The organism is uncultured Gemmiger sp., from assembly GCA_944388105.1.
Taxonomy (GTDB): Bacteria; Bacillota; Clostridia; order Oscillospirales; family Ruminococcaceae; genus Gemmiger.
In genome coordinates, this window is sequence record CALXHN010000076.1 from 1 (window position 1) to 10,082 (window position 10,082).

General features: G+C 59.5%; 10 protein-coding genes. 9 read left to right on the forward strand and 1 reads right to left on the reverse strand.

What is annotated here, in order from left to right:
- From Q0K17_RS08580 to Q0K17_RS08620, 9 genes are all read left to right on the forward strand, one after another.
- A partial coding sequence (locus tag Q0K17_RS08580) for a hypothetical protein (protein ID WP_294542287.1) occupies positions 1-814 on the forward strand: 814 nt, incomplete at its 5' end.
- A gap of 31 nt (positions 815-845) precedes the next feature.
- Positions 846-1,748, forward strand: a complete 903-nt coding sequence (locus tag Q0K17_RS08585) for a HAMP domain-containing sensor histidine kinase (protein WP_294542289.1) — start codon at positions 846-848, stop codon at positions 1,746-1,748.
- 331 nt (positions 1,749-2,079) lie between these two features.
- The gene (potA, locus tag Q0K17_RS08590; protein WP_294542291.1) at positions 2,080-3,126 is read left to right on the forward strand and encodes a spermidine/putrescine ABC transporter ATP-binding protein; all 1,047 of its coding nucleotides are present in this window, start codon (positions 2,080-2,082) and stop codon (positions 3,124-3,126) included.
- Positions 3,127-3,132: 6 nt separating this feature from the next.
- Positions 3,133-3,954 carry an ABC transporter permease gene (locus Q0K17_RS08595; protein WP_294542293.1) on the forward strand — a complete coding sequence of 274 codons (822 nt, stop codon included), beginning with the start codon at positions 3,133-3,135 and terminating at the stop codon, positions 3,952-3,954.
- Complete coding sequence (locus Q0K17_RS08600) at positions 3,954-4,796, forward strand: ABC transporter permease (protein WP_294542295.1); 843 nt, start codon at positions 3,954-3,956, stop codon at positions 4,794-4,796. The genes Q0K17_RS08595 and Q0K17_RS08600 overlap by 1 nt, the downstream gene beginning before the upstream one ends.
- A 12-nt stretch (positions 4,797-4,808) precedes the next feature.
- Positions 4,809-6,047 (forward strand): spermidine/putrescine ABC transporter substrate-binding protein, encoded by a 1,239-nt coding sequence (locus tag Q0K17_RS08605; protein ID WP_294542297.1) that lies wholly within the window; start codon positions 4,809-4,811, stop codon positions 6,045-6,047.
- Positions 6,048-6,180: 133 nt separating this feature from the next.
- Positions 6,181-6,933, forward strand: coding sequence for an acyl-ACP thioesterase domain-containing protein (locus Q0K17_RS08610; protein ID WP_294542299.1), 753 nt, complete (start codon positions 6,181-6,183; stop codon positions 6,931-6,933).
- A gap of 320 nt (positions 6,934-7,253) precedes the next feature.
- Entirely contained in the window at positions 7,254-7,574 is a 321-nt protein-coding gene (locus Q0K17_RS08615; protein WP_294542300.1) for a PadR family transcriptional regulator, read from the forward strand.
- Positions 7,571-8,833, forward strand: coding sequence for a DUF1700 domain-containing protein (locus tag Q0K17_RS08620; protein WP_294542302.1), 1,263 nt, complete (start codon positions 7,571-7,573; stop codon positions 8,831-8,833). The genes Q0K17_RS08615 and Q0K17_RS08620 overlap by 4 nt, the downstream gene beginning before the upstream one ends.
- An 82-nt stretch (positions 8,834-8,915) precedes the next feature.
- Here Q0K17_RS08620 and Q0K17_RS08625 read toward each other — a convergent pair.
- On the reverse strand, positions 8,916-10,082 hold a 1,167-nt coding region (locus Q0K17_RS08625; protein ID WP_294542303.1), incomplete at its 5' end, for an IMP dehydrogenase.

Sequence of the window (10,082 nt, forward strand, 5' to 3'; positions counted from 1 at the left end):
GATCATGTTTGAAGTGCTGCGGATGGACTGGTACCGGCTGCGGCGGCAGAAATACCTGCTGACCGGGCTGCTTTTGGGGCTGGGAATGATCGCTTTGGCCTATGCGTTTGCTACTCTGCTTTCGGACCCGGAAACCGTCAATGCCATGCAGGCCCAGGGGGCCGAGATCACGGCCGAGGATATAGCCGATGGTGCGGCGCTGGCAGGATATACTCTGCAGCAGTACATGCACCAGATGCTGTTTGCAGGCGGATTCTGGGTTTCTCTGATGGCTGTATTCACGGGCGTTTATTGTGCGGAAGACTATACGGGCAGTGCCGTCAAGAATATCTTTTCCGTGCTGGGATGCCGCTGGCCCTACGTGGTTGGAAGATCCCTCTGCCTGCTGGTCTATAACGGGCTGCTCATGGCGGCCTATCTGCTGGTGCCGCTGGCTCTGAGCCCGGTATTGGTTTTCTCTGCGGTGGGAGGCAGCTGGCTGGACTGGCTGCAGATGTATCTGGCGGCCTGCTTGGTGGGCTGGGCCATTTCTATGTGTGCCTTTTTCCTGTCCACGCTGCTCCGCCGGGAAGGCTGGATGGTCCTGTTTGCCTTGCTTGTGGGCATGGGGCTGCCTGCGGTGTCCCTGGGGGCGGTCTGCCGCCTGCTGCACCTGCCGGACCTGAGCCGGTTCACCATCTTTGGATGCAGTCAGATGATTACCCTGGACTTCCGGCCGGTGCAGTACCTGCATATCGCGGTAGTATGTCTGGTTTGGGTGGTGATGTATGGCCTTCTCACCCATCTGTCCCTGACCAGGAGGGACCAGGCCTGACAAAGACTTTTGATAGGGAAGAGGTGCTCCTATGCTTGTTGCTGTGCTTGTGCTTGCCTGCGCTGTTGTGGTGCTGGCGGTGCTGTTCCTGCGCCTTTTGCACCAGTTTTCCTCCTGGGCAGACTGGCTGGAAACCACCCCGCCGGATTCCAACACCCGGCTGCCGGTTTCGGTACGGCTGGCTCCGGTGCTGCAGGCGGCCCGGGCCATCAACGGCCGGCTGGACGGGGCCCGACAGCAGGCGCTGGAGGCCCAAAAAACGGGCCGGGAACTGCAGAACACCATGGCGGCGCTCAGCCATGATATCCGGACCCCCTTGGCTGCGGCCTGCGGCCATCTGGAACTTCTGCGCACCGGGGCCGACCCGACCGAACGCGCCCGGCGGCTGGATACGGTGGCACACCGTCTGCGGGATCTGGAAAGCCTGCTGGATGAGATGTTTCTGTATACCCGTTTGCAGGCGGGGGAAACTATGCCCATGGACCTGCAACCGGTAGGCTTGTGGCCGGCAGTGTGCGAAGCGCTGGCTGCCCTGGTCCCCCAGCTGGAAGAGGCTGGCCTGGAACCACAGCTGGACTTTGCCGACAAAACGGCCGCTGTCCTGGCAGACCAGGAAGCTCTGGGGCGGGTGCTGCGCAATCTGGTGACCAACGGCATTCACCATGCCGCTGGCACCTTGACCATCACCCAGACGCCGGATGGCCTTGTTTTTTCCAATCCGGTGGCAGATCCGGACTCCATCGCCCCGGAGCATCTCTTTGACCGGTTCTGGCGGGCGGACACCGCCCGCCGCAGCGGTCATGGCGGGGCGGGGCTGGGGCTTTCCATTGTACGTCAGCTCACCGAAGCCATGGGCGGCCGGGTGGAAGCGGAGCTGGAAGGGCAGACCCTGCGCATCCGTCTGCATCTGCCGCCTGCCAGAACCAAAGGGTAAAAGCAGCCCGCGCCGACCCGGCGCGGGCTGCTTTTGGGTATGGTGCGGCACTGAACATTTTGCCTCAATCTGTCACTTTGCACGCTTTTTCCCTATATTTATACAAAAATTGATTGACAGCCCCCGGGAACACGGTATAATGAAACTTGTGTTTTGCATCTATTGAACACAAAACTAGCGTTGTATGTGCCACTGCAGCCGCGGTCCGAACCCAACCGAACCGACGGTGTAACAAACCTTTTGCGGGGTGGCATCATGGGCGCTGACCGTCAGGTACCCGCATGGAGCCGGGGCCGCCGGCACAGATTCCGCAAAGGGGGATGCAGTATAAATGAATGATTCGCTGATCGTATCGCTCAAGAACATTGTTGTTGACTTTGATGGGGAAAAGGTCCTGAACGGCCTTTCGCTCGACATCCACGACAAAGAGTTCGTCACCTTCCTCGGCCCTTCCGGCTGCGGCAAAACGACCACTCTGCGCGTGATCGCCGGGTTCATCACCCCGCAGTCCGGCAATGTTCTTTTTGATGGCAAGGACATCACCAACCTGCCGCCGTACAAGCGCCAGGTGAACACCGTGTTCCAGAAATATGCCCTGTTCCCGCACCTCAATGTGTTTGAGAATGTGGCTTTCGGCCTGCGTCTGAAAAAGATGCCGGAAGAACAGCTGCGTCCCAAGGTGCTGGAAATGCTGGAAATCGTGGGCCTGAAAGGCTTTGAACGCCGCAGCATCCATCAGCTGTCCGGCGGTCAGCAGCAGCGCGTGGCCATTGCCCGCAGCCTGGTCAACCAGCCCCGGGTCCTGCTGCTGGACGAGCCCCTGGGCGCGTTGGACCTGAAGCTGCGCAAGGAGATGCAGCTGGAACTCAAGCGCCTGCAGCGGGAACTGAACATCACCTTCGTGTACGTCACCCACGACCAGGAGGAAGCCCTGACCATGTCCGATACCGTGGTGGTCATGAACAAGGGCAACATCCAGCAGATCGGCAGTCCCCAGGATATCTACAACGAACCCCAGAACGCTTTCATCGCCAACTTCATCGGCGATTCCAACATTGTGGAAGGCATCATGCTCAAGGACTTCCTGGTCAGCTTCTGCGGCCATGACTTCTCCTGTGTGGACCGGGGCTTCGGCATCAACGAGCCGGTCCAGGTGGTGGTCCGTCCCGAGGACGTGGCCATTGTGCCGCCGTCCACCGGCATGCTGACCGGTCTGGTGAAGGAAGTCATCTTCAAGGGTGTGCACTTTGAGATGCATGTGGACGTGGAAGGAAAGGAATGGCTGATTCATTCCACCCAGGCCAGCCAGCCCGGGGAGATCATCGGCATGAACATCGGCCCGGACGAGATCCACATCATGGCGCGGGAAGGGGTGTGACGCCGCATGCTTCGTTCCAAAGCTTCCCGCTGGGTGGCGGCGCCGTACCTGGTATGGATGGCCATCTTTATTGTGGTGCCGCTGTTCATCGTGATCTGGTACGCCCTGACCAACTCGGAGGGCGCCTTCACCCTGCAGAATCTGGCCGAGATCGGCCGCTACTCTTCGGTCTTTGCCCGCAGCCTGCTGCTGGCAGCCGAAGCCACCATCATCTGCCTGATCCTGGCCTTTCCGGTGGGGTATTTTCTGTCCCGCCTGCGGGCCAATAAGCAGCATATTATGCTCATGCTGGTCATGCTGCCCATGTGGATGAACTTCCTTTTGCGCACCTATGCCTGGATGACCCTGCTGGAGAAAAACGGTCTGATCAACAAGCTGCTGGGACTGGTTGGCCTGGGACCTCTGAACATGATCAACACCTCCGGCGCCGTGGTGCTGGGCATGGTGTACAACTATCTGCCCTATATGATCCTGCCCCTGTACACCGCCATGACCAAGATCGACAATTCCATCATCGAGGCGGCACAGGACCTGGGCTGCAGCACCTTCCAGACCCTGCTCCGGGTACTGATCCCGCTGTCCAAACCGGGTATTGCCACCGGCATCACCATGGTGTTTGTGCCGGCGGTTTCCACCTTTATCATCAGCCGCATGCTGGGCGGCGGCTCCAACCTGCTCATCGGCGACTTGATCGAACTGCAGTTCCTGGGCAACTCCTATAACCTGAACCTGGGCTCTGCCATGAGTCTGGCCCTGATGGTCATCGTGCTGCTGTGCATGAGCTTTACTTCCAGCTTTGACGAAGAGGAAATGGAGGGGGTCATGTAATGAAAACACAAAACAAACGCCTGCTCCAGCGCGCGTATATCGTGCTGATCTTCGGCTTCATGTACCTGCCCATTGCGGTGCTGATCGCCTACAGCTTCAATGAAAACAAGAGCCGTACCGTTTTTTCCGGCTTCACCCTGGACTGGTACCGCAGCCTTTTCCACAATGAGATGATCCTCTCGGCTCTGGGGCTGTCCCTGGTGCTGGCCCTGGTTTCCTCGGTGCTGGCCACCGTGCTGGGTACCCTTGCCACCATCGGCATCAATTCCATGTCCCGCCGCACCCAGCTGATCGTCAACAACATCAGCTATGTGCCGGTGGTCAACCCGGAAATCATCACCGGTGTCTCCCTGATGCTGCTCTTTGTGCTGCTGCAGAAGGCGGGCATCGGCGGCGAGGGCGGTATCTTCGGCTGGTTCACCCTGCTTATTGCCCACATCACCTTCAATGTACCCTATGTGATCTTCAATGTGGGCCCCAAGCTGCGCCAGCTGGACCCCAGCCTGTACAACGCGGCCCTGGATCTGGGCTGCACCCCGCGGCAGGCCTTCTTCAAGGTGATCCTGCCCCAGCTGACCCCGGCTATCCTGTCGGCGTTCCTGATCTGCCTGACCTACTCCATTGACGACTTCATGATCTCTTACTTCAACTGCGGCACCATGCAGACTCTGCCCATCGCCATTTACAGCATGACCCGCAAGAAGGTCAGCCCCGAGATCAACGCCCTGTCGGCCATCATCTTCCTGGTGATCCTGGCCATCATCCTCATCTCCAACCACATGGATTCCCGCGCCTATCGCCGCAATCAGGTGGCCATCCGCAAAGGCGCGGCCGAAGCGTAAGGGAGGGGAACCATGAAACTGAAACGTGTTTGCGCCCTGGGGGCTGCCTTCCTGCTGCTGCCTGTCTGCGCCATGCCCGCCTTTGCGGCGGAGGAGATCGTGGTCAACGAGGATATTTCGGTGTCCGGGGACTATGACTGGACCCGATTTGCCAATGACAACATCACCCTGAACGTGTACAACTGGGGTTTGTATATCTCCGACGGTTCGGACGACAGCGTGGACGTGGTTTCTGCCTTTGAGGAGCTCACCGGCATTAAGGTCAACTACACCACCTTCGACTCCAACGAGAGCCTGTACGCCAAGATGAAATCCGGCGGTGCCAGCTATGACGTGATCTTCCCCTCCGACTATATGGTGGGCAAGCTCATTCAGGAAGGGATGCTGGCGCCTCTAGACTATGACAACATCCCCAACATCTCCGCCATCGGGGAGGAATATCTGGGCTGGGACTTCGACCCGGACAACGCCTACAGCGTGCCTTACATGTGGGGCACCACCGGCCTGATCTACAACACCACCATGGTGGATGAGGCCCCCACCAGCTGGTCGGCGCTGTGGGATGTGCAGTATGCGGGCAACGTCCTCATGTTCAATAACTCCCGGGACGCCTACGCCATTGCGGCCAAGCGTGCGGGGCTTTCGCTGAATCCCTCCTCGGTGGAGGAGGTGGACCAGGTCATGAAGGACCTGCAGGACCAGAAATCCATCGTACAGGCCTATGTCATGGATGAGATCTTCGACAAGATGGAGGGCGGGGAAGCTGCCATGGCCCCGTACTATGCGGGCGATGCCCTGACCATGATCGAGGATAACCCGGATCTGGCCTTTGTCCATCCGGAGGAGGGCGTCAACTTCTTCGTGGACAGCATGTGCATTCCGGCTACCAGCAAGAACAAGGAAGCGGCCGAGATGTTCATCAATTATATGTGCGAAACCTCGGTGGGGTATGCCAACTGCGATTACATCGGGTATTCCACCCCCATCACGGCCGTGTGGGAGCTGCTGGACGATGATCTGAAGTACAGCCCCATTGCCTATCCCGGGGAGGATGTGATGTCCAAGGCGGAGGTCTTTGTCACCCTGCCCGATGATGTCAATGCCGAGATGGACAGCCAGTGGAGCCAGATGAAGAGCTACGATGAAAGCGGCGGCAGCTGGATGGTGGTGATCTTCCTGCTGGGCGCTGTGGCCCTGTCCGGCTTCAATATCTGGCGCAAGCTGCGCAAGAAGATGCGGGACAATTACTGATTGCAAAACGCCCTTTCCGGCTTCCGGAAGGGGCGCTTTTTGGGCAATGCGGCCTTTTTGTCCCGCTGCCGCTGGCACCGCGCCCGCCACCGTGCTATAATAAATTGACCAATCAAAAAAGGAGATGTCGCCCATGTCGCAGGACATGACAGAATATACGGAGCCTTTTCAGGTGTACCGCCACGATGGGGATTGTTTCGGGTATGTGCAGCCGGCATCGGTGCTGCGCTACGCCCAGCAGATTGCAGGGGAGCACGCCATCGCCCTGGGCCTGACCGATGAAGTCTATGCCAAGACCCACACGGCCTATGTGCTGGCCAAGCAGGCGCTGCATTTTGACCGGGTGCCTCATGTGGATGAGCACCTGACCCTCATCACCAAACCGGAAGCCATGAAGCGGGCGGTGAACAAGCGCATCACCCAAGTGCTGGATGCCGACGGCAGCCAGGTGGCGCTGGTGGACAGCCGCTGGGTGGTCATTGATACCGACCGCCGGATGATCCTGCGCAAGCATCCGGAGGAATTTACCACCGCCCACTGGGCCGTGGAGGTGCCGGAAGAACTGCCCATGAAGATGCACAAGGTGCCGCTGGCCGACTGTGAAGCGGTGGGCACCCACACCGCCGCCTACAGCCAGTGCGATATGAACGGCCACATGAACAACGCCCGGTATGTGGATGTGATCTGCGATGCGCTGCCCATGGACTTGTTGGAAACCAACTTTGTGCAGGATGTGATCATCTACTACCACAAGGAAGTGCCTCGCGGCGGTTCTTTCACCCTGTACCGTCATCAGCTGGAAAGCGGGGAGTGGTATTTTGCCGGTATCCTGCCGGACGGCAAATCCAGCTTTGAAGCCACCATAACGCTGACGCCGCGCAGCTGAACGCAGGACTCCGGAGGAGACGCAATTCAAATGGTAACAAAAGAATGAAAACAGTTACAAAACTTTAACAAATAGCCATTGACAAATGGTTGCAAAAAGGTTACAATTTACTTGCAAGCAAAGCTAAAACAAACTTTTTCATGTGTTCTTCTCCTCCTTTCTTTTGGACCCCCGCCTTTCCCTCAGGCGGGGGTTTCCTTTTTGTGGGCCGCGGATTCATTCCGCGGTTATTTTTTTGCAAAAAACAGGGAATACCCTATTGCATTACACTATATTATATGATATATAATATATAAAGACATATAAGAAGGGAGCATGCCATGACCTTTGTATCCAATGCGGCTTTGCTGGATGCCGTTGTGCTGGCCGTGGTCTCCCAGCAGGCGGAAGGCTCTTACGGGTACCGCATCACCCAGCAGATCAAAGAAGTGCTGGATGTTTCGGAATCCTCGCTGTACCCGGTACTGCGCCGTCTGCAGAAAGACCAGTGCCTCACCGTGCACGATGAGACAGCCAATGGCCGCAACCGCCGCTATTACCGCATCACAGAACTGGGCCTTGTCCGCCTGCAGGGGTATCAGGACGAATGGAAGGCCTACACACAAAAAATCGACACATTGTTTTGGGGGGAAATGCCATGACCAAGTACGAGTATATTGCAAAACTGGAAAAGCTGCTGGCCCACATGCCGCCGCAGGAGCGCCGGGATGCGCTGGAATATTACGTGGAATACTTTGACGCCGCCGGCCCCGACCACGAGGCCGAGACCGCCGAGAAACTGGGCGATCCCGAAACGGTGGCTGCCAAGATCCTGGAAGGCGCGGGCTTGTCCGGGAATGCTGATGGAGATTCGGCATCGGGCGCCGCACAGCCGCCCTCCGATGCAATGGACGGCGGGAACCCCGCTGACGGTCCGGTGACCCGCACCGGACTGCAGGGGCCGGGGCTGCTGGTTCTGTTCGTAGTGATTTTGCTGTTGGTGGCACTGGCGCTGGCCTTGTCTGCCGCCGCCACCGGGTTCCGGGGATTCGGCCGCGACAAGGAAATCGCCGTGACGGCCAGCGAACAGGTCGTGTCCGATACACCTGCCGCACTGGCTGACTCCACGCCGGCTCCCGCGGCCCAGGATACCGCTACCCCGGCCCCGGCCGCCGATGCTTCGGCTCCGGCTTCGACCAATGTTTCGGCCGATACCCAGGCACCCTCTGACTGGGAGACAACCTATCCCGCCGCTATCACGGAGGTGGACCTGGAACTGTCCCAGATGAATCTGGTCGTCACGGTGGACGATACCGTCTCTGCCGTTACCCTGCGGGGAACCGGCGTGGCCGACAGTGCCCTGCGGGTAGACCAGCAGGAGATGGACCGGGAAAATAAGCTGGATGCGCGCCTGTCCGCCGACCAGGGCAGCACCGCCAGCCTGACCCTGGTTCTGCCTGCCAACAATATGCCGCGGCGCCTGGAATTCAAACTTACTGGCGGCAGCGCCACCCTGCCGGACCTGACCCTGGATGAGCTGGAAGTGGATTCTGTGGGGGCCGCTGTCACGGTGGGCCGGATCACCGCCCGCAAGGTGGACTTGCAGGAAGAGGGGAACGGCACTGTGTCGGCTGATGCCATCGCGGCGGACGAAGTCTCCCTGGATGCCAAGCGCGGCACCGTAGAGGCGGCGCAGGTTTCGGTCAACCGTCAGCTGGATGTGGAAGCGGAGGGCGGCAATGTGACGGCCACCCTGCAAGGCCGTGCGGATGCTTTCCGGCTGGAAGCCGAGAACAAGGGCGGCACCCTGAATGTGAACGGAGAGTCCCTTACCGGAGAAGTGCGGCGTCAGGGCAGCGGCTCCGCATCCATCGAAGCGGAGTGCCAGTCCGGCACCATCACCCTGGGCTTTTCCGGCTGAAACAGACCACAACAGAAAAAAAGGAGCCCCGCTCCGGTCGTTGACCGGAGCGGGGCTCCCGCTTTTGTCAGAGTGGGGAAGATCAGTTGTTGGGGCTGTTCTTCAGGATCACGTCGTGGCTGCCGCCTTCCACAATGGAGGTGGAGGACACAACGGTCAGGCGGGCTTTCTGCTGCAGCTCGTGGATGTTCAGCGCGCCGCAGTTGCACATGGTGGACCGCACCTTGTACAGGGTGGTCTGCACGCCGTCTGCCAGAGGGCCGGCGTAGGGAACATAGCTGTCCACGCCTTCCTCAAAGCTCAGCTTCTGGGCGCCGCCCAGGTCGTAGCGCTGCCAGTTGCGGGCGCGGTTGGAACCTTCGCCCCAGTATTCCTTGACGTAGTTGCCGTTGATGCGCAGACGGTTCGTCGGGCTCTCGTCAAAGCGGGCAAAGTAACGGCCCAGCATGACGAAGTCGGCGCCCATGGCCAGAGCCAGGGTGATGTGATAGTCGTGCACGATGCCGCCGTCGGAGCAGATGGGCACATAGATGCCGGTCTGTTCGTAGTACTCGTCCCGGGCCTTGGCAACCTCGATGACGGCGGTCGCCTGACCGCGGCCGATGCCCTTGGTCTCGCGGGTGATGCAGATGGAACCGCCGCCGATGCCGATCTTGACGAAGTCGGCGCCGGCCTTGGCCAGGAACAGGAAGCCGTCGCGGTCCACCACGTTGCCGGCACCAACCTTGACGCTGTCGCCGTAATGCTCGCGGATCCAGGTGATGGTGCGGGACTGCCATTCACTGAAGCCCTCGGAAGAGTCGATGCACAGCACATCCACACCGGCATCCACCAGAGCGGGAACACGCTCGGCGTAGTCGCGGGTGTTGATGCCGGCGCCCACAACGTAGCTCTTGTTCTTGTCCAGCAGCTCGTTGACGTTTTCCTTGTGGCTGTCGTAGTCCTTGCGGAAGACCATGTACTGCAGGTTGCCTTCCTCATCCACCAGGGGCAGGGAGTTGATCTTGTTGTCCCAGATGATGTCGTTGCAGTCATGCAGGCTGGTGGTGGCGGGAGCGGTGACCAGCTTTTCCAGCGGGGTCATGAACTCGGTGACTTTCAGGTCGGTGGACATGCGGGACAGGCGATAGTCTCGGGAGGCCACGATGCCCAGCAGCTTGCCGTGGGGGGTGCCGTCGGCGGTGATGGCCACGGTGGAATGGCCGGTGCGGGTCTTCAGGTCCAGCACGTCGGCCAGGGTGGCTTCGGG